This is a genomic window from Gardnerella sp. Marseille-Q9185 (assembly GCF_046508745.1).
Lineage (GTDB): Bacteria > Actinomycetota > Actinomycetes > Actinomycetales > Bifidobacteriaceae > Bifidobacterium > Bifidobacterium greenwoodii.
Genome location: NZ_JBKFWK010000001.1, coordinates 591,878 through 617,665, shown reverse-complemented (window position 1 = coordinate 617,665; position 25,788 = coordinate 591,878). Strand labels below are relative to the sequence as shown.

The following is a 25,788-nucleotide window of genomic DNA, read 5'->3' as shown; positions in this document are numbered from 1 at the left end:
CGTATATATACGCTTAAGCCTATTCTTAAAGTGTATTGTGCGTAAAACAACCGAAAGTACGAAAGGTAAATAATATGACGCAGGCAGCAACCTCCCAAAATACAACTTACCCAGATTTAGTAGTTGTTGGAGCGGGCTTGTTTGGTTTAACTGTAGCTCAACAAGCAGTGGAGCATACTGGCGCTCGCGTTGAAATTATTGATGTTCGTAATCACATTGGTGGAAACGCTTACTCGTATTTTGACAAGGGCACGGGAATTGAAATTCACAAGTACGGCGCGCATCTTTTCCACACAAGCAACAAGCGCGTATGGGATTATGTGAATCGTTTTACAACGTTTACTAACTACGTGCATCGCGTTTATGCAACGCATGACGGCGAAGTTTATCCGCTGCCAATCAACTTGGGTACAATTAACCAATTCTTCCATGCACACTACACTCCAGAAGAAGCGAAGGCTTTGATTGCAAGCCAAGCGGGGGAGTTGGCTGGTAAAGATCCGCAAAATTTGAACGATAAAGGCATTAGCTTAATTGGGCGACCGCTTTACGAAGCGTTTATTAAAAACTACACGGCAAAGCAGTGGCAAACGGATCCTTCCGAGCTTCCTGCTGGAATTATTAAGCGCTTGCCTGTGCGATTTAACTACAATAATCGCTACTTTAAAGACACTTGGGAAGGCTTGCCTACTGACGGCTACACAGCTTGGATGCAGCGCATGATTGACGATCCTAGAATTCACGTTTCTCTTGGCGTAGACTTTTTCGACGAATCGCAGCCGTTTAATAAGCGTGCGTTGGCTGAGGCTGGAGTTCCAGTGGTTTATACAGGTCCGGTTGATAGGTATTTTGACTATAAGCTTGGCGAGCTAAAGTGGCGTACCGTGGACTTTAAGGAAGTGCGTTACGAGGAGAGCGACCACTTTGGTTGCCCAGTTATGAATTATTCGGATGCGGACGTTCCGTTTACGCGCGCGATTGAGTTTAAGAACTTTAATCCAGAGCGTGAGGAAGTTGAGGGCGTTGCTGGTGAGACTAGTGGTGAAGCTGATTTCGTGCCGGGTAAAAGCGTGAAAGCTGGGGAGACTGTTGTGTGGCAGGAGTATTCGCGCGCTGCAACTCGTGAGGATGAGCCTTACTATCCTGTGAATACTGAGGAAGATAAAGCCTTGTATGCACGCTATGCGGAGCTTGCAGCAGCTGAGCCGAACACTGTTTTCGGCGGTAGGCTTGGTACTTACAGCTACTACGATATGCACAACGTAATCGACATGGCTTTGCGTGCTTACGAAACGCAAGTAGCGCCTTTGATTAAGTAATCTCAACTTTCGTTGTCGCGGCGCGCGCGAGTTTGCAATATCTCAAATTCGTGGTATTCTGTTTAAGTTGTTTGCTTGGCGGGTGATTTGCTTGCTAAGTTAGCAGTTTGGAGAATTCGCCTAGTGGTCTATGGCGCACGCTTGGAAAGCGTGTTGGTGTAACAGCCTCACGAGTTCGAATCTCGTATTCTCCGCGCTTAAGCTTCTGACGCTGATTTAGCGTCGGGAGCTTTTTGTTTTCCAAGTTATGCTGCTTACCCCGTTTGCGCGCGTGCAATATTAGTTGGGCGCGCGTGCAATAATTGCTGCATAATCGCTTGTTTTGGGGATGCGAGGTGAATCTGATATGTCTAAGCTTAAGTTACAAACTGGCTCTAAAACTTTCGACACTTCAAAATCCGCTGCAAAAGCAATAGCGAGTACGCCGGATCGCCCTAATCCTGCATTCAACCATTCAACGAACGCCATACTCATCGGCATTTTGTTAACTCTTTTAGGCGGCGCATTCTGGGGCGCAAACGCAACAGTTTCAAAAATCCTCATGTCAACGTATCACGTATCTCCTTTGCAAATCGCTTGCGTTCGTCAAATTGCAGCCGGCATATTGTTTAGCATTACTGCAGCAGCTTGCACGCCGAAAAAGCTTACAGGAGCAGTAAAATCTGGCCGCACGTGGATTTCAATGGCTGTTACTGGCGTAGTTTGCGTGCTGCTTACGCAAGTTTCGTACTTGTGCACAATCGACTGGACTAATTCCGGAACCGCAACTGTGCTTCAAAGCCTTAATCTTCTATTCGTGCTGGTTTATGCGTGCTTGCATACTCGCCGCGTGCCAACTATTCGCGAAACAATTGGCGTTGTTCTAGCTTTTGCAGGAACTGCTTTAATGGCAACGGGTGGCAATCTTTCTTCGCTTTCCCTGCCGATTATGGGTTTGCTTTGGGGATTGGCAGATGCTGCAAGTACTGCGGCGCTCGCGATTATGCCGGTGAAGTTGATTGCAAAATGGGGAAATCTTACTGTAAACGGCATTACTTTTATTATTTCGGGGCTGATTATGCTTCCGTTTGTGCGCCCGTGGGAAACTATGCCTCCGCTTGATTGGCGCGCGCTTTTGCTGTTTACTTTTACAGTTGTTGCAGGCACTTTTGGAGCCTACTGGTTGTTTCTTGAGGGTATTATGCGCGTAGGTTCTGTGAAAGGAACGCTTCTTGGCGCGAGCGAGCCGGTTACTGCTGCGATTACGGCCGTTATGTTTACGGGCGCTGTTTTTTCGTGGGCGGATTTCGTGGGCTTCGGGCTTATCTTCATAATGATGATTCTTCTGTGCAAGCGTACTGACTGACTTAGGTTATAAAATAAAAATCAAACAAAGAAAGGAATTTTGATGCGCTACCACGATACTTTAGACTCGCTGGATGTATTAGAAAAAGTGAAGGCTGATGACTGCGTCAAGTCTGCGATTGCAGTGGTTGGCTCAATGAACGCCGACTACACGATTGTTGCCGACCGTCTTCCAAAACCAGGCGAAACAGTTAATGGTGGCGAATTGAAGGTTCTTCCTGGAGGAAAGTCTGGAAATCAGGCTGTTTCGGCGGCAAAAATTGGCGCGCATGTGCGCATGTTTGGTGCTGTTGGCAGCGATAAAAACGCCGACTTTTTACTTAATTCTTTGAACAATGCTGGTGTTGACACCACTAATATTTTGCACGTCGATAACACTCCTAGCGGCGCAACGGTTATTACGGTTGATGCTCAGGGCGGCGAAAATACGATTGTTTACGCGCCTGGTTCTAATGCGCACGTTACGGTTGCGTATATTGAGTCTGTTAAAAGTGCTTTGACTAGCGCTCGCGTACTTGGCCTTTGCTTGGAAAGCCCGATGGAAACTGTTACAGCGGCGGCGAAAATTGCGCACGATGCTGGTGTAAAAGTTTTGCTTAATAATTCTCCTTTTGTGCCTACTTTGCCGAAGGATTTGATTGATGCTGCTGACATTTTGCTTGTGAATGAGCATGAGATGGCGCAGTTGCTTAATATTGATGAGCCAGAAGATGGCAATTGGGATGGTTTTGATTGGAATCATGCTGCTGAAGTTATGCACAACTTTGGTTTTGATGAGGCTGTTGTGACTTTAGGCGGCGATGGTTCTGTTGTTTTGCAGTATGCTGAGGAAGATCCTGTTTGCCGTATTGCTGCACAGCGTGTTAATGCTCAAGACACTACCGGTTGCGGAGATGCGTTTATGGGTACAATTTTGGCTGGTTTGGCTGCTTCAATGTCATTGCCGGAAGCGGCAGCTTTAGCATCCTATGTTTCTGCGTATGCTGCAACTCGCTTTGGCGCTCAGGCTTCTTACGGAACTGCAGACGAAATTCGCGCGTATTTTTCTAAGTAATTTAAGTAATTATTAAGTAATTATTAAATAATTATTTGCGTAATTTATGCGTAAATCACCGGCTGTGTCTAATCCGGCGCGTTACCTGCTAAAATAAAAAGCGACTCTGTCACTGTACATGCAAGTTTGCAAACGGGAAGGCAATCATGTCAACAATTCTTGAAGGCAATCCAAAAAAGCAGATGATGCTTGTTACCGGTCGTGCGTATCCGGAACTTGCTGCGGAAACTGCAAAATATCTTGGTATTGATGTGCTTGAGACTACTGCCTACGATTTTGCGAATGGCGAAATGTACGTGCGTTTTACTCAGCCAGTTCGTGGATCGGATGTGTTTGTGCTTCAAGCGCATACGAATCCTATTAACAATTGGATTATGGAACAGCTGCTTATGGTTGATTCCTTGCGTCGCGCTTCTGCTCGCAGTATTAACGTGGTTGCGCCGTTCTTTGGATATTCGCGTCAGGATAAAAAGCATCAGGGTCGTGAGCCTATTACAGCGCGTCTTATGTTTGATTTATTCCGTGCTGCCGGTGCGACTCGTATTTTGACGGTTGACATGCATGCAACTCAGGAGCAGGGTTTCTTTGACGGTCCGGTTGATCATTTAACTGCTATGCCTGTGCTTATTGATTATGTGCGTAATTCTATGAAGCTCGACAACGCAACTATTGTTTCTCCTGATGCTGGGCGAATTAAAGTTTCTGAACAGTGGGCTGCAAAACTTGGCAATTTGCCTCTTGCTTTTATTCATAAAACGCGCGATATTACTCGTCCAAATCATGCTGAAGCTCATGGAATTATCGGTGATATTCAGGGGCGTGACTGCATTGTTGTTGACGACATGATTGATACTGCTGGCACGATTTGTGAAGCTGTGCGCACTTTGCGCGAGGCGGGCGCTAAGTCTGTGACGTTGGTTGCAACTCATGCTTTGCTTTCCGGTCCTGCTGTTGAGCGTTTGAAAGATGCTGGTGTTCGCGAAATTATTGTGACGGATACTGTTCCTGTGCCGGAAGAAAAGCGTCTTAAGAATATGACTGTTCTTTCGATTGCTCCTCTTCTTGCTGCTGGTATTCGTTCTGTGTTCCGTTCCGGATCGCTTGTGTCGCTTCGAAATGCGCTGCCGGAAGATATGAAGCAGCATAATATTTATGCATAAAAATAATTAGTGAAAAGCTAATGCAAAATTAACACAGTAATAAATTAACACAGCAATAAATACACACAGCAATACAGCAGGAGGCAAATATGGTCGCCAATACTACAATTGCACAAAATCAGGAATCGCTTTCTAAAGGCGACGCTTCTAAGGCGATTATTACAGTTGTTGGCTGCGATACAGTTGGTATTATTGCAAAAGTAACTTCGCATGCAGCTAATCATAACGTCAATATTTTGAATATTTCTCAGACTATTGTTGACGGATTCTTCAATATGATGATGATTGTTGATGTGGCGACTATGGACTGTGAATTTGGTGAGTTTGCGGACGGATTAGAAGCGCTCGGTAACGAAATCGGCGTGCGTATTCGCTGCCAGCGTAGCAATATTTTCACCGCAATGCACAGAATCTAAAATTCGTAGCAAACTCGTAGCAATATCGTAGCAATCTAAGTAAATGTAAGGAAGTACGCCATGCTCAACCTGATGGAAGTAAGCGAAACTAATTCGATGATTGAGCAAGAACAGCTCGACGTTCGTACAATCACAATGGGAATTAACTTGCTTGATTGCGCTTGCGAAAATTTGCAAGATGTGTGCCGCAATGTTGAAGAAAAAATCACGCGTCTTGCAAAAGATCTCGTAAAAACTGGCAACGATATTTCGCACGATTACGGCATTCCGATTGTAAATAAGAGAATTACCGTAACGCCGATTTCGCTTGTTGGAGCGTCGTCTTGCAAAAAGCCTGAAGATTTTGTGCAAATTGCGCACGCTTTAGACAGGGCAGCGCACGCAGTTGGAGTTGATTTAATCGGCGGATATTCCGCTCTTCCTGCTAAGTCGATGACCGCAGCTGACCGCATGCTTATTGAGTCTCTTCCGCAAGCCTTAAGCGAGACGGAAATTGTGTGCTCGTCTGTGAATGTTGGCTCAACTCGCACTGGAATCGACATGGATTGCGTGGAGTTGCTTGGGCGCACGATTAAAAAGATTGCAGAGTCGACTGCTAGCAAAGATTCTTACGGCTGTGTTAAATTCGTGGCTTTTTGCAACGCTCCTGACGATAATCCGTTCATGGCAGGCGGCTTCCACGGAGTTACTGAAGGCGATGCTGTGATTAACGTTGGTGTTTCCGGACCGGGCGTCGTGTCGAGCGCACTCGACGCGGCTAAAGGCAAAGATTTTGCTTTTCTATGTGAAACTATTAAGCGCACTGCTTTTAAGATTACGCGAGTGGGGCAGTTGGTTGCACAAGAGGCTTCTCGTAGGCTTGGAGTGCCGTTTGGAATTATTGATTTGTCGCTTGCACCAACGCCTGCAGTTGGAGATTCAGTTGGTGAAGTGCTTGAAAAGATTGGTTTGGATCAGGTTGGAGCTCCTGGCACAACTGCTGCGCTTGCAATGCTGAACGATCAGGTTAAGAAGGGCGGAATTATGGCCAGCAGCTATGTTGGTGGTCTTTCCGGAGCGTTCATACCTGTTTCTGAAGATGCGAACATGATTGCTGCAGCAAAGTCTGGTTGTTTGACTATTGAAAAGCTTGAGGCAATGACTTGCGTGTGCTCGGTTGGTCTTGACATGATTGCTATTCCGGGAGAAACGTCCGCAGCTACTATTTCTGGAATGATTGCTGACGAATCCGCAATAGGAATGATCAATCAGAAAACTACCGCAGTGCGCATTATTCCTGTGATTGGAAAGGGCGTTGGGCAGATGGCTAACTTCGGCGGTTTAATGGGATATGCGCCTATTATTCCGGTGAATCAGACCAGTTGCGAAGCTTTCGTAACGCGAGGCGGGCGTATTCCGGCCCCAGTGCACAGCTTTAAGAATTAGTGATTACTCAGTAATCACTGAGTAATCACTGAGTAATCACTAAGTAATTATTTAGTAATCACGCTTTTAAGCTCGCGCGCTACTTTTCCAGCATCCTCAGCGCACATGAGCGCCGATACAGTGCAAACTCCGTCAAGCTCAAGATCGCGAATAGGGAACACCGTATTCTCATGGATTCCACCAATTGCCAATGTTTTTACACCCATAGAGTGCGCAACTTTCGCAACTTCGTTCACGCCTTCAACTCCAAGAGGCGGCACGTCATGAGCCTTCGTATGCGTCTCGAAAGCGGCACCTATGCCAATCACATCCGGCAGCGGAACGTCGTTTTCTTTGCACTCTAGGTAAGCTTTCTCCATCAAATCAGGCCGCGCGCAAGAAAGACCAACCATCCACTCAGCCGGCATAGCCTTTCGCGCCTCAACAAACGGAGTATCTTTTTGCCCAACGTGCAAGTTGAAACCAAGCTTAGCTGCGCAATCAACATGATCGTCTATGAACACAGGCACGTCGCCGTGGCCGGAATCAATAAGCGCATGACGCAACTTTTTCGCCTTTGCTGAAATCTCATCATCGTCGGAATACTTATCGCGCAATTGCACAACTGTAACTCCGCCTTCAACCGACTCCACAGCCACTTCTTCTTCTGGACGATTTCCCATGCGTGGATCCGTTACCAAATACAGTGTCCAATCCGCAGGCTCAACGGTGAACTCAATATTTGTCAAACTAAACATGTCGTTTACGCTAAGAGTTGAAAGCGCGTCCATCCACAGCGTTCGGAAAGTTCCGGGAGCTGTGGTTTGGCGAGCTGCCCAAGTTCCAGCAGCTGCTGCATGCACGTGCGCTGCAACAGTTGCTGCGAGCGGACGTTCTGGGTTTGCACCAACGTATGCTGCAACTATCGCGCCTAGAGCGCAACCGGTTCCAACTACTTTGGTCATAGCTTTGTGACCGCCTGTTACACGAGCTAAACATCCGTGGCCGTAAATCGCATCTTTTTCGCCGGAAATAGCCACTACTGAGCCATACTTTTTTGCTAGTTCGCGCGCGGCTTGAAGAGCATCGTTTACGCTATCGTGAGAATCTACGCCTTTTCCGTTGCTTTCTTTTCCTGCAAGCGCCATGATTTCGGAGGCGTTTGCGCGAATTACAGTAGGGTGGTGCTTAATAATTTCGTGTATAAAGCGAGTGCGTGGAGCAAGTGCCGGCACGCCAATTCCAACCGGGTCAAGAACCCATGGGGTATCTGCTTTTTCGCAACCTTCAACGGCTGCGCGCATGTACTCTGAAGTTTCAGGCTGATGGAACGTGCCTACGTTTATTAGCACGCCGGAGGCAATTTGTGCGAGTGCGTGCGCTTCTTCCGGATCTGTGACCATAATTGGCGAGGCGCCTGCGGCAAGCAGTGCGTTTGCGGTTATGTCTTGTACGATTACGTTCGTTATGCAGTGTGTAAGAGGCTGCTGTGCGCGTACGCGTTCGATGCATTGGCGAACGTCGTTAAGGAACATTCGACGTCGCGCACGCACGGAAAATAGTGTGTCTACTTTTGTTGCTGTTGCAGCTGACTCAGTAGTAGATGCGTAAGTTTTTTGCGAGCTGTTGTTTGCTTCTGCAGCGTTATCTATTGTCATAATGTTTCCCTTCGCTAGCACTATCTAGATCAGGTCCTACGGATGTAATCTCAGCGCCGCCCGCGATTTTGCGGCGATTGCGCACTCCGAACCATCCTTCGACTATATCTTTTGTTCGTGACTTACTTGCTTTTGCTGGTTACGTGCGTGTTAGGTTCTAAGCTCGTGCTACAAACGTGCGCGACTTTTCGCGTGTTTGGAGAGTTTGGCCTGACATATTGCTCCAAACGTGCGCGACTTTTCCCGCGTTTGGAGTGTTTGGCGTGGCGTTTTGCTCCAAATGTGGGGAACTTTTCTCGCGTTTGGAGAGTTTGGCCTGACATATTGCTCCAAATGCGGGGAACTTTTCTCGCGTTTGGAGCGTCGCCGCGCGCTTTGCACGAATCTACAAAAATCTCGCCGCATTTTTGCAACTTTTTCTACAGATTTTCGCTTTCCTGTAGTGTAAACATAAATATGGTAAGTAAGTAGTCTATAAATTACCTAATCGACATACGTTACGAAAGCGAGTCAACATGGCAAACAACTCCATTCTAGAGCAACAAACCACAGCTGCTGCGAATCCTCTCGATGTGCGTGAATACGCCACGCGCACTGTAATTCGAGCAATCGCAATAATCGCGTCCGTTTGCGGAATGGCAGCTTCGTGGCAAGGTCTTATGACTTTTACTTACTTTACAAATCTTTCTAATCTTATGATTTGTGTAGCTTTGGCTGGTTCTCTTGTGCTAGACACTACAGCTTTTATGCGCGCTCGTAATTCTGTAGATTCAGCTGCGCAGCCAGATTCTGCAGAATCTTTCGCATGGTTCGACTCAAAATCTAACGCTTGGTACGTTTTTAAATTCATGATGACAATCGCCATTGCAGTAACATTTACGCTTTATCTTTGCTTCTTAGCTCCTACGAATAAGTTAGGTTTTGTTGGTGCGTATATGAGCAACGGTTGTAGCAGTCTTTGCGTTCACGCAATTGCACCGCTTCTTGCAATCGTAGATTTTATACTTTTTGACTATCGCTTCCGTTCAACCAGCGCACACATTTATTTTGCTACGATTCCGCCTTTAGCTTATGTTGCTTATGCTGCAATGCTTAGCGAGTTTGCTGGTGTGCGTTGGGGTGTTCACGCAATGCGTGCGCCTTACAATTTCCTTAATTATGGTGCTCCTGCAGGCTGGTTTGGTTTTGCTCCTCAGACTTTTAACGCCACTACTTTAGGTGTTGGAGTTGCTTATTTGCTTGTTGTGTTTACGCTTATTTTTATTGGTGTAGGTCGCGTATTTCTTGCGTTGAAGGATGCGCGCGCTCGAGCTGTTTTGCAAAATTAGTCAAAACTTGAGCGCCACTATTGCCCAATTGGTAGAATTGAGCGTATGTGTGAGGATTCTGCATTACAAGCGCTATTTGATGGCACGTTACGCAATTGTGCTGGGAATTTGACCAGTACGCTGCTAGTTTATGGCGCTCCAAATACTGGAAAAACACAGTTTGCTGTGCGTGCAACAATTGCGGGATACCAGCGCTGGCCTCATAACATAACAGCAATGGCAGTGCAAAACAGAAATTTGGCTGCAAGTATTGACAATATTATTATTCGTTCTATTGGAGTAAGTGAGCAGTCGCGTCCGGTTGGAACGTTGGAATCGCTTGCTTTTCGTATTATTTCAGCCAATTGTAAGTTGCAGCATAAGCCTAATCCTAAGCTTCTTAATGGCGCTGAGCAGGATGCTCTTCTTCGCAAAGTTGTTCGTGAGCATATTGAGCATGTTTTTAGGGGAGACAATGGTGATTGCGATGTTTGCCAGCTTTTTCAGGATTATTTTGGGACTCCGCTTTGGGTTTCGCCTTTAACTGGCGTTGGAAATGATTCTGATGCTTCGCTAAATTCTAAAGACTCAGGCGGCAGCGTTGAAACCAGCAACGACGAAGATAGTAGTGTTGAAACTAGCAACGCATTTATGCATCAGCTCAGAGATATGCTTGCGCGTTTGGATGAGCTTGGAATTAACGATTCTTCCGACGAACAGTCTGTTTTAGATTCTCTTGATTTTGCAAAATCTACCGCAGAATCTGAAAATATTTTGCCAACTTCTCTTCTGACTGACCGTCGCAGCATGCAGTGGCGTCTTGTTTTTGCGCTTAGATCTGAGTATCGCAAAATGCTTGCAGACACTTATAAAGGGTCGTTCCGTTTGGATGCTTCTGAGCTTTTGGTTGAAGGTTCAAAAGCTGCTCGCTTGCTTGGTGAAGCGTCTAACATAAATTCTTCAGAAATCCCAGCTCTTCTTGTTGTTGACGATTATCAAGATATTACTCTTGCCGGCTTGAGTTTTGTGGAAACTTTGCTTAATCTTGGGACGCGTTTGGTTTTGATTGCCAACCCGGACGAGTCCGTTCAAACATTTAGGGGAGCGTACCCGGATTATGCAATTTCGGTTGCTTTGCGTGTGTTTAATGCAGCTGAGCAAACTCTGGAATATGCGATTTCTTCCGATTCTTCTGTTTCTTCCGCGCTAACTTCCGATTCTTCTTCAAATCAGATTTCAGCGCCTTCAATGCGTGATTTGCTTGCTGCTCGCGTTTCTCTTTCCTTGACTTCGCAGTTAAGTACTGCGGTTGCGCTTCCAAATCGACCTTGGAAAATGCCTGCTTTTGTTGGTGCTTTTCCATTGCAGCCGTTGGATCAGCTTATAGATCAGCTTACTGATCAGCTTACAGATCAGCCTCAAGCGCAGAATCAAGAGAATGCTCAAAATCAACCTCAAAATCTTCAGAATTCTCAAGATGTGCAAAAATATTTACGGTTAGATGAAGATGGAACAGTAAATACTGCACTTTATCGTTCACAGCGTGAAGAATTAGATTCTGTTATTTGGCAAATGAAGCACGCTCATGTAAAAAATCATCGCAAGTGGAGCGATATGGCGCTTATTGCGCACGATAATTCCACCGTTCGTCTTTTTGGTGAGCAGCTTCGCGCGGACGGTGTTCCAGTGCGTTATTCACTAGTAACTCGACCGTTAAAGGACGAGCCGTTCGTGCAAGGATTGTTTGCGCTTATTGAGCTTGCTCAGTTTGCTCAACATTGCATTTCTGGGAATCTTGTATCTTGCATTTCGTATAAAATTCAGCGCGGCAAAAGTTTAAAAAATATAGCATTTTGGCTGCAATCTCGCGTTAAGTGCATTATGGAAAGTCCTCTTGCGTCAATAGTTCGTAGCTCTCGCGACTATGTCACTCGCGACTATAACAATCATTCTTATGGTGATTGCGAGTTTGAAACTCCTTCGCAGCTTAAAAATGTTGAGTCGCTTATGCGATCTTTGGCTTCTCTGTCTGCGGTTTTAGATGAGCAAAAAGACGAAAATAATTCGCTTAGCAATCAAAATATTCCTTTAAGAAAGCTTAAGGATTCGTGGGATGAATTTAGGAGTAATCTGAATAACGCCTCTAATAACAGCTCTAATGGTGATTCTAATGTTAATTTAGTTATCAATTTAGATGACGATATTAACGAAGATATGAGTGCTCTTTCGCTAGAGGCATGCTATCTTCTTTGTTTTGCAGATGTAGCACATTGCAATACTGATTCCCAGCAGTCTGATTCAACAGTGCTAAGTATTTTGCAAAATATGGCTCCTCGAAATCCTAATGTTGCAGCCTTTGTAAAAATCTGGAAAAATGTGCAAACTTTGGCTTTGAAATTTGCCTCTCGCCCAGATTTACGCAACGCTAAATATGCTCTTGGTGAAGCGTGGAATGTTTGCAATGTTGCTGAACGTTGGCAGCGCACGGCTTTGCAGCACAATCGTGAAGGCTATAGGGCAAACGATCGCCTAGATGCTGCAATGCGTCTTTTTGACTACGTTTCTTCGTACAGCGATGAGAAAAGTTACGGTTTTGAAGCAGATTTGCAAAATAGCAGCGTTTCATTAGATTTTGACGACGAAAATTCTGCACTTCCAGCTGATATTAGCGATTTTATAGCGCAGGTTCGTGGCATGGAAATTGAGGCAGATTCTTTAGCTCGAGTCGCTCCTGTGCCAGATGCTGTAACGCTTACAACTCCTGCAGGTGCTGCAGGAAAGCATTGGCCGCTTGTTTGGATGCCAACTTTGCAGCAGCGTGTGTGGCCAAATCTTGCTTCTCGCAGCACAATGTTCGGCGCGGAAAGTTTGGCAAGTATTATGTTGGATTCCAAGCAGCGAGCTATGAGTCAGCAGTTTAATGCGAATGCTACTAATAAATTATCTAAATCGCCTCTATTTATATCTGCAAATCTTCTTGCAGCAAACGATAAATCCTCTGTTTTTGCTGGCGAGCAGCGTAGCTTTTTGCTATCTATTACTCGTGCTACTGAAAGTTTGTATATTAGCGCGCAGTACAGCGATAGTGCTGTTCCAAGCGATTTTCTTTACTATTATTTGCCTGAACGCTACTACAATAACGAAAATTCACGCACGCCTTTTACCGATTTTAAAATTCCTTTCGCAGGCTTAGATATGGATGTTCGCGGATTGGTTTGTGCCGCGCGTGCAAAACTTGTGCGAGATGCTGCCAGTAAGAATAATTGTGATAATGCGAATGAAAATAGCGGAGTTTTAGACGCTGCTAAAGCATTGCGATTATTGCGAGACTCTGGAGTTGATTGCGCTGATTGCAGTCAATGGGATTTTATGAGCGAAATTACAGAAAATTCTTCTGTAGAAAATTCTTCTGTAGAAAATATTTCTACTAAAGCTAACAGCACTGTGGTGAGCTTGTCTCCTTCTGCTGTAGACAGTTTATGGGCTTGCCCGGTGTGTGGATTACTGAATCGTCAACTTGCAGGTCCTCAGCCAGGAAGTGCTGCAACGTATTTTGGTACGTTAATTCACGAAACTGCAAGGTGGGCTAGTGAAAATAAGCACTACGATTTTATGGACACTGTGCTTGAAGAATCGCCTGTTAAGGAAGTTGAATCTAAAGAAGTTTCTGTAGATGATTCCCAGTATTCCCAGTATTCTGCGCAAGTGAGCCGCATAAACGAAATTGCAAATCGCATGGAAGAGTATTACGAAAGTATTGCTCCCGAACTTGCCGATATTCGAGATGCAAAAGAGCGATATTCTGCGCTTTCTAGGCAATCTAATATAAGTCGTGCTCTTCATACGATTGCACAATATTTCGTTACATCTTTTAGTCAGGAAACTTATAATTTTGACGCAAAAAAGTCAGATGATGGCGTTGTTGAATCTCTTACGCCAAGCGAAAAATCTTTAGACAGTAGCATTGGAAGTCTTTTAGAAGCCTGCTGTGAGATGCCAACAAGCGCTCATTTTGGTTTTGATGACATTGCGCGCGTGCTGAACAATACTTTTAAGGCTTCAAATCTGCAAACCGTTTCTGTTCGCGACTGTTACGAGTTGATGGGAGCATTGGTAGGCGGTTGGCCGGATGGTGCGTGCGAAGATTTGCAATTGCATATTCACGGCAGAATTGATCGACTTGAAAAGCGAAAAAATGCGGACGGTTCAGAAAATATTCGCTTACTTGACTATAAAACCGGAAAAGTTCCTCCTTCAACAGGAGTTTTTAATGATTTGCAGTTAGTTTGCTACCAGCTTGCTTTGCTTTTTGCAGACGAAAATCCACTTATTTCCGACTCTAATGCGCCAACAATTGCAAGAAGTGTGCTATTTCATGTAGTTGACAACGATTACCCGGCTCAAGACCACAGCGTTGCAGAAAACTTGTATCAACCGCCTCTTTGCATTGCTGACGCTTTGAACAATAAGCCGCTTGAAAGTCGAGCTGGATTCAAAAATATGGCAAGATTGTTGGATTGCCCGCAGTTGGAAGAAATTATGAAAACATGCCCGAAAGGTGTAACTGAGCAAGCCTGGCAGTCATTCCGGTGTTTAAGTGAAACTGCAAAATGGTCTCTTACTATGATTTCGCGCGTTTTCTACGCGGCTGCTGCAGTTCGATCTAAGCAAATTATTGCGCATCCAACTTCGCAGCATTTGAAATATTGCCGTGCAAAACAAGTCTGCCCAGCTTGCGCAGGCCGCATAGATACCGTATATGAGGTGCGTCAATCATGATTGATGAAATGAATAACAAATCTTTGCACGAAAAAGCTCTTCGCGAAGATGCCATTCGCGCAAAATCTCCTCGCAAAAACACGGATAGTGCAGAACAGTCTGCAGCAATTACAGCGCCCGCAAACAAGAATATGATTATTGTTGCTGGAGCTGGCAGCGGAAAAACCTATACTATGACACGTCGTGTTATTGATCTTATTGACCGCGGTGTTGCTCCAGAAAGCATTTTAGGACTTACATTTACGAATAAAGCTGCGTCGGAATTGTTGGCAAGAGTTGCGCAAGCTGTAAGTCAACATGCGAACGTAGGTAAACAAAGCAGCGTGAATGCGTCATATTCAAACGCATTTTTGAAGCCAGAAGTAATGACTTATGACGCATTCTTTCAGTCAATTGTGCGCCAATATGGTTTGCTAGTTGGTTTTGATCACAATACGCAGCCTCTTAGCGATGCTGGTGCGCGCGAACTAATTAAGCCTCTAGTAAACGAGTATGTTGATAAGCATCCGGAAATTGTGAAATTGTACAAATTTGATGCTCTTGTTGATGACGTTCTTGCGCTCGCCGCAGATATTTCCTGCTCGATGATTGGCCTAAATAGTAGGGGTGAGTCTTTAGACAGCACTTCTTCAGCTGTTTTAGAAATTCAAAATTGGAATAACGCGTGGATTGAACATTTGCAAAAAGCGCTGAGTTCAGCCGAAACCACTAAGATTGTTGCCAAAAAGCCGAGTGCTGTTAAATTGCGTCGCGCAAAAACAGAATCAGACGAAAAATATTTCAAAAAATGCGAAAATTACGGAAAAGAATACGTTGAATACTTAAATATTACGCTAAAAAATACGTGTTATGATTCTTGCAATAAATTATTTGAAGCCGCTAAAAAGCGTGCTGCTTTGCTCGACTTAGTTCTATCTTTTGATTCTGCAAAACGTAGCGCAAATATGGCTCAATTTAGCGATTTTACGATTGCTGCATACCGTTTGGTAACGCATTTTCCTTCTATTGCGGCGCAATATCGAAGGCAGTACAGTCAAGTTTTGTTAGACGAGTATCAGGATACTTCCACAACGCAGGCAATGCTGATTGCGACGCTGTTCCATAACTCAAGCGTAGCAATCGGTAAGAGTAGTGAGAGTAATGATAGTTGTGAGAATACTTTAGTTGGAGATTCTTTCGTTAATCAGCAAACACATATTGCTGCAGTTGGAGATCCTTTCCAAGCAATTTACTCATTTAGAGGAGCAAGCTCGGGTGCTTTTAGAAAACTTCAGCAAGCGCTTAATATTGACCAATCAAGCGAGTTTTCTCTTACTCAAACGCGTCGCAATTCTAAGCTTATTTTGCAGGCGGCAAACGCTATTACAAAACCATTGCGTATGCCGTCTCTTCGCAAAAGTAGTTCGTTGGCTTCGGAAGTAGAAGTCAAAAATCTTCAATATCTTGAAAATGCTCCGCAAGGCAGCGTTAGCGTGCTAAATATGCCTACGCAATATCAAGAAATTGAAGCAGTTGTGCGCTTCGTAAAATATGTAAAACAAAATGCTTTAGCGCAAAACGACAATATTCTAGCTTCTGGCTTACAAGCGAGAGCCGCTGTGCTATTTCGCAGCAAAACCAATATTGCAATGTATGAAGAAGCCTTGCAAAAAGCAGGTTTGCGCACTTTAACTGTTGGCTATTGCGCTCTTCTTGAAAAACCGGAAGTAAAAGACGTTCTTGCTCTTCTTTCTGCTGTTGCAGATCACACGAATACTTCCGCGCTAATGCGACTTCTTGCCACGCCTCGATTTGCGCTTAGTACTGACGATTTAGAGGCTTTAGCTAATGCTGCAACCGATGAAAACGTTGAGTATGTTTTCAACGCTTTGGCTCAAGCAGGTTTAGTGGATTCTAAAGCTCCGCGCGCATCTTGGGCAAAGCTTGTGCGCGAACAGCAGTCTAAAGGCGCTCAAACTAATAGTGTTCACGGCGGAGTGTTTATTGCGGATGTTCTTCTTGAAGTCTTTAATTCTACTGTATTTGCAAAAAATTCTACGAAAGACACGCTTAATCATCTTAAAAATAAGCTGAGTAGTAAAGCAAATGCAGCAATTCTTCGCGCAGGCAAAGTTCTTGACGCTGTGGAGCGTGCTCAATCTGGAAGCTTGCATGATGTTGTTCGTACTGCTGTTGAAGCGTTAAATATTGATATTGATGTGGCTGTTTCGCGTGCGCTTATGAATGAAAATTCAAGTAATTCAACGCTTCTTAACGATATGCACAGCACGCTTGACGCAATTTCTTCGCTTGCTGACGCGTATTTGCAAGAAATGAGTGATTTTATGCAGCCTACTTTGCGCGGATTTATTGCTTGGATCCAAAATATTGACAAAATTGACGATCAGCCTGCTTCAGTTGACGAGCCTGCAGACGTGGTTTTGATGACGATTCACCAGTCGAAGGGTTTGGAATGGCCTGCTGTTGCAATAGTGGGGCTTAACGAAGGTGCTTTCCCAAGTAGTCAGGGAGATGGTTTGCGCGTAAAGCAAACCAAGCAGGATGGCGTGTATTTTGAAAGCGCGTACGCAACTCTTGAAATCGCATCAAAAGTGCCTGTGCCAATTAGAGTCGATGCGGATATTTTGCCGCGATTTCCTCACAATGCAGATTTGAGCGTTAGTATGAATCCGCAAGAATCCTTGAAAAATATGGAAACCGTTGAAAAAATCGATGCGGAAATCTACGGTTCTCGCGCGCAAGCAATGCTTGATTTAGCCGAAAAATTCTATGAGCGTGAAGATGTTCCAGAAGGAGCAATTCCTGTAGAAGCGCGTCAAATTTACGATGCTGCAATGAAAACAGGAACTCTTCCTCTTTCGCAAGTAGAGGAGCGTGGACGAGCTTTGCACGTTGATGAGAGGCATCTTATGTATGTGGCGTTGACGCGAGCGAAATTTGCGGCTTTGCTTACGTGCAGTCAGTCTAGTGCTATGACGGCGGATGTTAATGGGGAAGATAGTGAAGATGGTGCAGCAAACGCTGCTGGTTCTGCTTCTGGTTCTGCTTCTGGTTCTGCTTCCAATACTTCATCTTCGCGCTCAAAAAAGCCTTCTGTTTTTTGGAATGAAGTATTTAAAGAAATGCAAGAATCTTGCGGATCTGTTGCCGAAGTAAAAGTTGATTTAGATGAAGTTGGTTATGCTATTGGCGAGTCTGCTTCTCAGTTTGCTGAATTATTTAGTGAGCCTAGCGAAATTCCTAGCGAAAACAACAATCAGCCATTAGCTTGGCCGAGTGCGTCAAGTGAATATGTGCGAGATGCGCTTAATAAGTCTGCTGAATATTCTGAAATTGCTGAGATTGGTGCAATTGACAAGGCTTGCGAAAGTGACAAGCTTGACGAAAATTCACTACTTTCTAGGGCAGAAGCTTTGTTGCAGGATGCAGATTTGATGCCGAAAATTGATTGGTATCACAATACAGTTGCGCTTAAAAAGAGGGCGGATCAGCTTTCAAAAGTTGAAAATGTAAATGTTACGGCTGTGCAGCGCAGGGCAGTATTTAATCAAAATGCTGACGAAAATAACAACTCTTTCGAAGCGAAAGAAGCTAATCGTTTGCGAAGTGAGTGGATGGCAATTATTCGTCCTATTCCGCGGACTGCTTCTCCTGCATCTGATTTGGGTACGAGATTCCATGCGTGGGCGGAGCAGTTTGTAAATGCGGGTTGCTTGAATAAAAATTCCACTCAAGATGATGTTGTTGAAAATATTTCTGAAAAACTTGCGCAAATCGAAAAAACTGCGCAAATCGAAAAAACTGCGCAAGCCGAAAAATCAGCTGAACACAAATTGCTAATCTGGGAAAAACGTTTAGCTACTTCAAAATGGGCTTATCGTCGACCTATAGCAGCAGAGCAGCCGATTGTTGCACACGTGCCAGAATTAGGCGATCAAATTATTAATGGCAAAATTGATGCAATCTTTGCAGGTGGTTTGAATCCAGAAGATTCAAGCAAATTGTATACAATAGTTGATTGGAAAACTGGTCGTAAGCCAACTGATCCGCAAGATATTGCGTTAAAACTCGGTCAGCTTGATTGGTATCGTCTGCTTCTTTCGCTTATGACGAACTCTCCACTCGAGGCTATCGATGCCACCCTTTATTATGTGAACGTATCGGATGAAAAACAACGTGAAATTCATGCCGAAGCAAAAACAAAAGATGAAATCCTTGCCGAGTTACACTCTGGCACGTTAATTTCCCTCGATGATGATGACGCATAAATGTTGCTATTGCAATCATTTTGCCGCAACTTATTTGCTGCAATTTTTGTTTGCTGTGCCAGATTTTGCGCCGCGATTGAAACGCATCGTGCATCACTTCGAAAACGTGCAGATTCCTCGTGCAGTGTGTGTGGGCGGGCATACGCACAACATCGATTTGAGTATGAAGTAAGGAAGAATCAGAATTATGAACGTAGAGTTCCGTCCTGTAAAACTTAGCGATATTGACGCAATCGTAAAAGAATACGAACGTACTTGGGGTATTTCGCAACAAGTTGGGAAAGAGGCTTCGTTAAGCCTTTCTCGCCGCTGTGTGTTGCACTATTTGAAGCCTTCAACTCACGGTACTATTGCACAACTCGACGGAAAGTTTATGGGTCTGCTTTTGGCACGCGTTTTCGACGCTCCAGTTTTGTTCCCAGAAGTAAGTCAAATGCTTTTAGAGCAGGATTCTTTTATGAAAGCGAAGACAGACAAAAATTACGCTCGCGCTTTAGAAGAAGCTCATGGCATGCGCGCTTTGGAAACAAAACTTGAAGCGAAATCGCATATTAATGATTTAACTCAAGCAGAATTGGAGCTTTTCCTTGTATCTCCAGATGCTCGAGGGCACGGTGTTGGCGGCGGATTGTGGAAGCATACAATGCATTTGCTTAGAAATAATGGTGTAAATCGCTACTATTTGCACACAGATTCGGCATGTGACGTAAGTTTTTACGATTATCACGGTCTTAGAAAAGATGCTTCTTGGAAGCGCGAGGATCATATGCTAGAAGCGAAGAATATGAAATCTTTGGTAGATGATTTGTACATTTACTCTGGTGAGCCAATGATTCGTTCAAAGCGCGCAAAAATGGCAACCGCTAGATCTCAAACTAGAGCGTAAACGTAACTTCGAGAAGCTTATTCGTAAGTTTATTTGCGAGTTTATTTGCGAATGTAAAAGTAACAGTTGGGTAATTAAAAAGGAGTAATAAAATTTATGTCGTTTAAAGCGGCAGCAAAGTCTAAAGAAAAAGCAAAGTCTAAAGAAGACATGGAGAAATCCTCAATAATTTCTAAATATTCTAGACTTTTTTCATTGAGCGGCGCTAAAGCGTTTTGTATTTCGGGGGCAATTGCGCGCTTACCAATGTCAATGATCGGTTTGGGAATTGTTTTGGCATTAAACCATTTGTATAACAATTGGACTGTAGCTGGAGCAATGGCCGCATCCTACGTTCTTGCGCAGGCTGCAGTAACGCCAGTTTATGCAAAACTTTTTGACAGATTTGGTCAGCGAAAAGTTGGTGTTATTGCGCTTAGTGCACAGGTTATTGCAATGATTTCGTTTGCGTTTGCGGCCTTGTTTAGAGTTCCGCTAGCGCTGCTTTTTGTTCTTGCGATTGCGATGGGTGTGACGCAATTTGCTTTTGGAGCGTTGGTGCGTACTCGTTGGGCTTACACTCTGCGCGCGGAAGATGACGATTCTCTATTAAATGTTGCGTATGCGCTTGAGTCTGGAATTGATGAAATTGTGTTTATTCTAGGCCCTATTTTGGCAGCATGGCTGGCTACTTCCGTGCACCCAGTTTCGCAATTATTTGTGCCAGTTTTAGCGAGCGGACTGGGTGGAGCCTGGTTCTTTTCGTTAAAAAATACTCAGCCTGCAGTGCTTAAAATCGTGGAAGTGCCAACGGCTGCAGCCGAAGATGTAGACGTTATGATTGCATCTCAAAAAGAAAGCGAAATCTCTGCAGCCGAATCAGAATCGCAAAAACAAAATCCTAAGCGCAAGTTTATTGACAAATTCAGTCTTAAACAATTGCATAATCATCATGCAAAAAAGAGCGGTAAAAACGTGCTTTTATACCGTGGAATTATTCCTCTTGTACTCATGTTTGTTGTGTTCAACATGAGCTTTAGCGCGTTTGACGTGTCAGTGACGGCTGCAATGAAATCGCAAGGTCTTGATCATTTTATTGGCATGCAGCTTGCACTTTTTGCGTGCGGATCTCTTGTGGGCGCAATAATTTTCGGATCGCACAAATTCCGCGGATCTAACTGGTCGCATCTTATTGTATTTTTGACGGTGCTGACTATTGGTTACGTGCTTATGAACTTGAATATTGACAGGCTTATGCTTATGAGCGTTTTTGAGGTGCTTTCTGGACTTTGCGTATCGCCAATTTTCGCAACTGGAAATCTTATTGTGAAGGCAACCGTACCTGAAGAATCGCTTACGGAAGGTCTTTCGTGGCTGCCGACAGCTTCTGCGGTAGGAGCATCTCTTGGGTCGATGGCGGCAGGTACTGCAATTGACGCATGGGATTCGCACGGCGGAATGATGGTTCCGTGGATGTCTACTCTGGTTGCAATTCCTATAGCCGCGTTTGGTTGGTTTATTGTGGTTGTGCTTAAACGACCTAAAACTGCGCAAGTGTGAGTAGTTTATGCCGATTTAGAAGTAAAAGCTGAGTTGAGTCCTAACGGTACACTAGAAAGAAGTGCGCAATAGCGCAAGATGTAGTGAGATGAATATGACAACTGAATTAAAAAAGAATACAGAAACCCGCAAAGAAAAGGGTAATTCCTCGCGTCGAAATGCAAATGCGCTGCCTCCTGTAGTGAACGATCAGCGTGAAGGAGCGCTTATTGCTCCACCAAAATATCGCAAAGGTTCAATGCGAATCGTACCTCTTGGCGGTTTGGGTGAAATCGGCCGAAATATGAACGTAATTGAATATAACGGCCACATACTTCTTATTGATTGCGGTGTGCTGTTTCCGGAAGAAGAGCAGCCTGGCGTTGATTTGATTTTGCCTGATTTCCACTATATTCAAGATCGTCTTGATAAAGTTGAAGCTTTAGTTTTGACGCACGGTCACGAAGATCATATTGGTGGCGTGCCGTATCTTCTTAAGATGCGACCGGATATTCCGCTGATTGGCTCTAAGCTTACTTTGGCTTTTGTTGAAGCAAAGTGCCAGGAGCATCATATTGAGCCGAAACTTACTCGCGTTGAAGGCCGAGATAAGATGAAAGTAGGTCCGTTTAATCTTGAGTTTATTACGGTGACGCATTCGATTCCGGATGCTCTTGCTGTTTGTGTTAAAACGCCTGCTGGAACTTTGATAGATACTGGCGACATTAAGCTAGATCAGCTTCCTCTTGACCATCGCATTACTGATTTAGTTGAGTTCGGGCGTTTAGGCGAGCAGGGCATAGATTTACTTATGGCTGATTCCACAAACGCTGAAGTTCCGGGATTTGTGAAGCCTGAAACTTCGATTGGTCCGGCTTTGGATCGCGCTTTTGCTGAAGCTACGCGCAAAATTATTGTTGCCAGCTTCTCAAGCCACGTGCATCGCGTGCAGCAAGTGGTTGACGCAGCTCACAAGTTTGGCAGAAAAGTTGTGTTTGTTGGCCGCTCAATGGTTCGCAATATGTCTATTGCAGCAGACCTTGGTTACTTGCATATTCCTGAAAACACGGTTGTGGATTTAAAGCAGGCCAAGGATGTTCAAGACGACAAGCTTGTTTACATGTGCACCGGTTCTCAAGGAGAGCCAATGGCAGCTCTTGGGCGTATTGCGGATGGAAATCACCGAGATATTACTGTTAATGAGTTTGACACTGTTATTCTTGCAAGCTCGCTTATTCCAGGAAACGAGCACGAAGTTTATAAGGTTATTAACAAGCTTGTGCAGTTGGGTGCGCGCGTAATCAACAAAGATAACGCTGCAATTCACGTGTCTGGTCACTGCAACGAAGGCGAGTTGCTGTACTTGTACAACATTGTGAAACCAAAGTGCGCTATGCCAATTCACGGCGAGCATCGTCACTTGGTTGCAAACGGATTGATTGCTGTAAAAACTGGCGTTGATCCAAAGAATGTTGTTTTGGCAGAAGATGGTGACGTGGTTGATTTGTACCACGGAAACGCTGCAGTTGTTGGCTCTGTGCCTTGCGGATACGTTTATGTTGATGGCGATTCTGTGGGTGAGCTTACAGACGAGGAGCTTGAAAAGCGCAGGATTTTGGGCACGGAAGGCTTTGTTTCAAGCTTTGTTGTGGTTGATACCGCCAATGCGAATGTGGTTTCTGGCCCGAAGATCTTCTTGAACGCTGTTGCTGAAGACGAGGCTGATTTTGAGAAGGTTCGTCACCAGATTGTTGAGCAGTTGCAGGATGCGATGATGCGCGGTGAGCACGATACTTATAAGTTGCAGCAGATTATGCGACGCACTTTGGGTAGTTGGGTTGCTCGCGCTTTGCGCAGGAAGCCAATGCTTGTGCCGGTAGTTGCGGATATTGCAGAAAATAATCAAATATAATCAAAAATATCAAAAATAAAGAAAATATTCGCAATTATTCGTAAATAGCTGAAAATAATCGTAAATATAATCAAAAATAAGAAAAATATAAGGAAGGTATATATGCCAGGAGCAAATCTGACTCGTGTAGAAGCTAAAGAGCGTTTCGACGCTATCAAAATGCCAATTCATTACGATGTTGCGCTTGATTTAGGAAAGGGTGGCAGTGATTTTACTTCGCGCACGAAGATTGAGTTCGACGCTAAAGCTGGTAGCACAAGCTTCCTTGATTTGATTGCAAACAGCGTAGAATCCGTAGTGTTAAACGGCACTTCTCTTGACGTTTCTAAAGTTTTTGCAGACAGCCGAATTGAGCTTAAAAATCTTCTTGAACACAATACTGTAGAAGTTGTAGCAAACTGCCAGTATTCCAACACGGGCGAAGGTTTGCACAGAAGCGTGGATCCTTCCGACGGAAACGTTTATTTGTATACTCAGTTCGAAGTGCCGGATGCTCGCCGCGTTTATGCTGTGTTTGATCAGCCAGATTTAAAGGCTGTTTTTGATTTTAGCGTGGACGCTCCAGAAAGCTGGATTGTGACTTCCAATATGCCAGTTAAAAGCGAAACTGCGATTGAAGGACGCAAGACGGAAGATGGCACTTTGGAAAATGGCGCTGTAGAAGGCATGAAGCGCTGGGTATTTGAGTCAACTCCAAAGATGAGCTCCTACCTAACTGCTATTTGCGCAGGACCTTACGCCGAATGGCACACGTCTTACAACAATGAGGATGGCCGCGTAGTGCCAATGGCAATGTACTGCCGTCAGGCACTTAAAGACGCTTTTGCAAAAGACGTTGACTACTTGTTCGATATTACAAAGAAGGGCTTTGCTTTCTACGCTAAGACTTGGGGAGTGCCGTATCCGTACGCAAAGTACGATCAGATTTACGTGCCAGAATACAACGCTGGAGCTATGGAAAACATTGGTATGGTTACGATTCGCGACCAATACGTGTTTGAATCCAAAGTTACGGACGCGTATGCTGAGCGCCGCGTTGTAACCGTTTTGCACGAGCTTGCGCACATGTGGTTCGGCGACTACGTGACCATGAAGTGGTGGAACGACTTGTGGCTTAACGAATCCTTCGCAGAATTCACTTCTACTCTTGCGACTGCTGAAGCAACGGAATGGCATGACGCTTGGAGCACTTTCAATTCCGGCGAAAAAAGCTGGGCGCTTAATCAAGATCAGCTTCCAACAACGCACCCAATCGTGGCTCCAATCAACGATTTGAACGACACTTCCGTCAACTTCGACGGCATCACCTACGCAAAGGGCGCTTCCGTATTGAAGCAACTTGTGGCGTATGTTGGTCGCGAAAAGTTCTTTGAAGGAATTCACAACTACTTGAGCAAGCACGCTTATAGCAACGCAACTCTGGCTGATTTGTTGCACGAGTTAGAGCTTACAAGCGGACGCGATCTTAAGTCTTGGAGTGCGCAATGGCTTGAAAAGGCTGGAATTAACACGATTTCTACCGAAGTAGAAGAAGCTGACGGTACTATTGCTTCCTTGCGTTTGCGTCAGAGCGCTCCAGCTGAGCATCCTGTTCTTCGTGCACACCGTTTGGCTGTTGGATTCTACAATGTAGATGAAGCAACTGGCGAAATTAAGCGCACAAAGCGAATCGAACTTGACGTTGACGGCGAAGTGACGGAAGTTGTTGAGGCGCGCGGCGAAAAAATGCCAGCGCTTATTCTTGTAAACGACGACGATTTAACTTACACGAAGCTGCGTTTTGACGAAAAGTCGCTTGAATTTGCTGCAGAAAACTTGTATCGTTTCAAGGATTCTTTGACTCGCTCGCTTATTTGGCTCGCATTGTGGGATATGACTCGAGACGCAGAATTCCCAGCAGAACGCTTTGTGGAACTCAGCCTTAAAGCTTTGGCAACTGAGCGCGAATCAACTACTTTCCGCTACGCACTTGGCCAAGTAAAGGTAACTGCAAGCCACTACGTTGTTCCAGAGCGTCAAGCAGAAGTTGCAAAGCATGTTGCTCACGAATTGTGGCAGTTGGCTTTAGCGGCTAACGCAGGTTCGGATGAACAGTTCCAGTTGCTCAAGGCTTATCTTGGATACGGCGAAGTGGGAGATGCTGAGTTTGTGCGCGTAGCTAACGGATTGCTCGACGGTTCCGTGAGTTTGGAAGGCTTGGAAATCGACAACGACTTGCGTTGGAGCATTCTTATTGCGCTCGCAGGCGTGAATGCTTTGGACGAAGCTGGAATTGACGCGGAACTTCAAAAGCGCGACACGACTGAGAATCGTGAGTATGCATATCAGGCTCGTGCAGCTCGCTCAACTGCAGAAGCTAAGGATTGGGCTTTTGAACAGGCTTTGCGCAATCTTGATTTGACTAATATGCAGATGGGCGCTGTGGTTGCTGGATTTGCAAGCACATCTAAAGGCGATTTGGTTAAGCCTTATGTTGAGCGCTACTTTGCTGAAGTTGAGTGGATTTGGAAGAATCGCACATTCCATATGGCTGAGGCTCTGATTGAGGGCTTGTATCCTGTGTATGCACCGGTTGAGGAACTGGTTGAGCGCGGTGAAAAGTGGCTTGAGGAGCATAAGGATGCGGATCAGGCTTTGCGTCGCATGGTGCTCGGCGGTCTCGATTCTTCTCGCCGCACGCTTAAAGTGCAGCGCTACAACGCTTCCTTGCGCTAGCGCGTCATGTAATGCTACGAGTAAGATTGCAAGCAGTGTGTGACGCGC

At 45.0% G+C, this 25,788-nt stretch carries 14 protein-coding genes, 1 tRNA gene and 1 riboswitch; of the genes, 14 read left to right on the top strand and 1 reads right to left on the bottom strand.

Going from position 1 to position 25,788, the window contains the following annotated elements:
- The first annotated feature begins 74 nt into the window (after positions 1-74).
- The 7 genes from glf (at position 75) to ACLD5M_RS02320 (ending at position 6,718) form a co-directional block, all read left to right on the top strand.
- The gene (glf, locus tag ACLD5M_RS02350) at positions 75-1,319 is read left to right on the top strand and encodes a UDP-galactopyranose mutase (RefSeq protein WP_410314506.1); all 1,245 of its coding nucleotides are present in this window, start codon (positions 75-77) and stop codon (positions 1,317-1,319) included.
- A gap of 109 nt (positions 1,320-1,428) precedes the next feature.
- Positions 1,429-1,513: transfer RNA gene (locus tag ACLD5M_RS02345), tRNA-Ser, on the top strand.
- Positions 1,514-1,665: 152 nt separating this feature from the next.
- Positions 1,666-2,664: a DMT family transporter gene (locus ACLD5M_RS02340; RefSeq protein ID WP_410314505.1), complete on the top strand. Its 999-nt coding sequence runs from the start codon at positions 1,666-1,668 to the stop codon at positions 2,662-2,664.
- Positions 2,665-2,706: 42 nt separating this feature from the next.
- Positions 2,707-3,717, top strand: coding sequence for a ribokinase (locus ACLD5M_RS02335; protein WP_410314504.1), 1,011 nt, complete (start codon positions 2,707-2,709; stop codon positions 3,715-3,717).
- 146 nt (positions 3,718-3,863) lie between these two features.
- Positions 3,864-4,877 (top strand): ribose-phosphate diphosphokinase, encoded by a 1,014-nt coding sequence (locus ACLD5M_RS02330; protein ID WP_004136739.1) that lies wholly within the window; start codon positions 3,864-3,866, stop codon positions 4,875-4,877.
- Positions 4,878-4,966: 89 nt separating this feature from the next.
- Entirely contained in the window at positions 4,967-5,293 is a 327-nt protein-coding gene (locus ACLD5M_RS02325) for an ACT domain-containing protein (protein ID WP_004136741.1), read from the top strand.
- 60 nt (positions 5,294-5,353) lie between these two features.
- Positions 5,354-6,718: a PFL family protein gene (locus ACLD5M_RS02320; RefSeq protein ID WP_410314503.1), complete on the top strand. Its 1,365-nt coding sequence runs from the start codon at positions 5,354-5,356 to the stop codon at positions 6,716-6,718.
- A gap of 47 nt (positions 6,719-6,765) precedes the next feature.
- On the opposite strand, the gene thiM is transcribed toward ACLD5M_RS02320, so the two are convergent.
- A complete protein-coding gene (thiM, locus tag ACLD5M_RS02315) occupies positions 6,766-8,232 on the bottom strand; it encodes a hydroxyethylthiazole kinase (protein ID WP_410314545.1) in 1,467 nt (488 codons plus the stop codon).
- A gap of 112 nt (positions 8,233-8,344) precedes the next feature.
- A riboswitch (TPP riboswitch) is annotated at positions 8,345-8,454 on the bottom strand.
- Positions 8,455-8,870: 416 nt separating this feature from the next.
- Here thiM and ACLD5M_RS02310 point away from each other — a divergent pair.
- The 7 genes from ACLD5M_RS02310 (at position 8,871) to pepN (ending at position 25,740) form a co-directional block, all read left to right on the top strand.
- Positions 8,871-9,683 (top strand): hypothetical protein, encoded by an 813-nt coding sequence (locus ACLD5M_RS02310; RefSeq protein ID WP_410314502.1) that lies wholly within the window; start codon positions 8,871-8,873, stop codon positions 9,681-9,683.
- Between the two features lie 45 nt (positions 9,684-9,728).
- The gene (locus ACLD5M_RS02305) at positions 9,729-14,441 is read left to right on the top strand and encodes a PD-(D/E)XK nuclease family protein (RefSeq protein WP_410314501.1); all 4,713 of its coding nucleotides are present in this window, start codon (positions 9,729-9,731) and stop codon (positions 14,439-14,441) included.
- On the top strand, positions 14,438-18,709 hold the full coding sequence (locus tag ACLD5M_RS02300) for an ATP-dependent DNA helicase (protein WP_410314500.1): 4,272 nt from the start codon (positions 14,438-14,440) through the stop codon (positions 18,707-18,709). Before ACLD5M_RS02305 ends, ACLD5M_RS02300 begins: the two co-directional genes overlap by 4 nt.
- A gap of 187 nt (positions 18,710-18,896) precedes the next feature.
- Positions 18,897-19,595 (top strand): GNAT family N-acetyltransferase, encoded by a 699-nt coding sequence (locus ACLD5M_RS02295; protein WP_410314499.1) that lies wholly within the window; start codon positions 18,897-18,899, stop codon positions 19,593-19,595.
- A gap of 150 nt (positions 19,596-19,745) precedes the next feature.
- Positions 19,746-21,134, top strand: coding sequence for an MFS transporter (locus ACLD5M_RS02290; RefSeq protein WP_410314544.1), 1,389 nt, complete (start codon positions 19,746-19,748; stop codon positions 21,132-21,134).
- 94 nt (positions 21,135-21,228) lie between these two features.
- Positions 21,229-23,025 (top strand): ribonuclease J, encoded by a 1,797-nt coding sequence (locus ACLD5M_RS02285; RefSeq protein WP_004133687.1) that lies wholly within the window; start codon positions 21,229-21,231, stop codon positions 23,023-23,025.
- 102 nt (positions 23,026-23,127) lie between these two features.
- A complete protein-coding gene (gene pepN / locus ACLD5M_RS02280; RefSeq protein WP_410314498.1) occupies positions 23,128-25,740 on the top strand; it encodes an aminopeptidase N in 2,613 nt (870 codons plus the stop codon).
- Positions 25,741-25,788 lie beyond the last annotated feature (48 nt).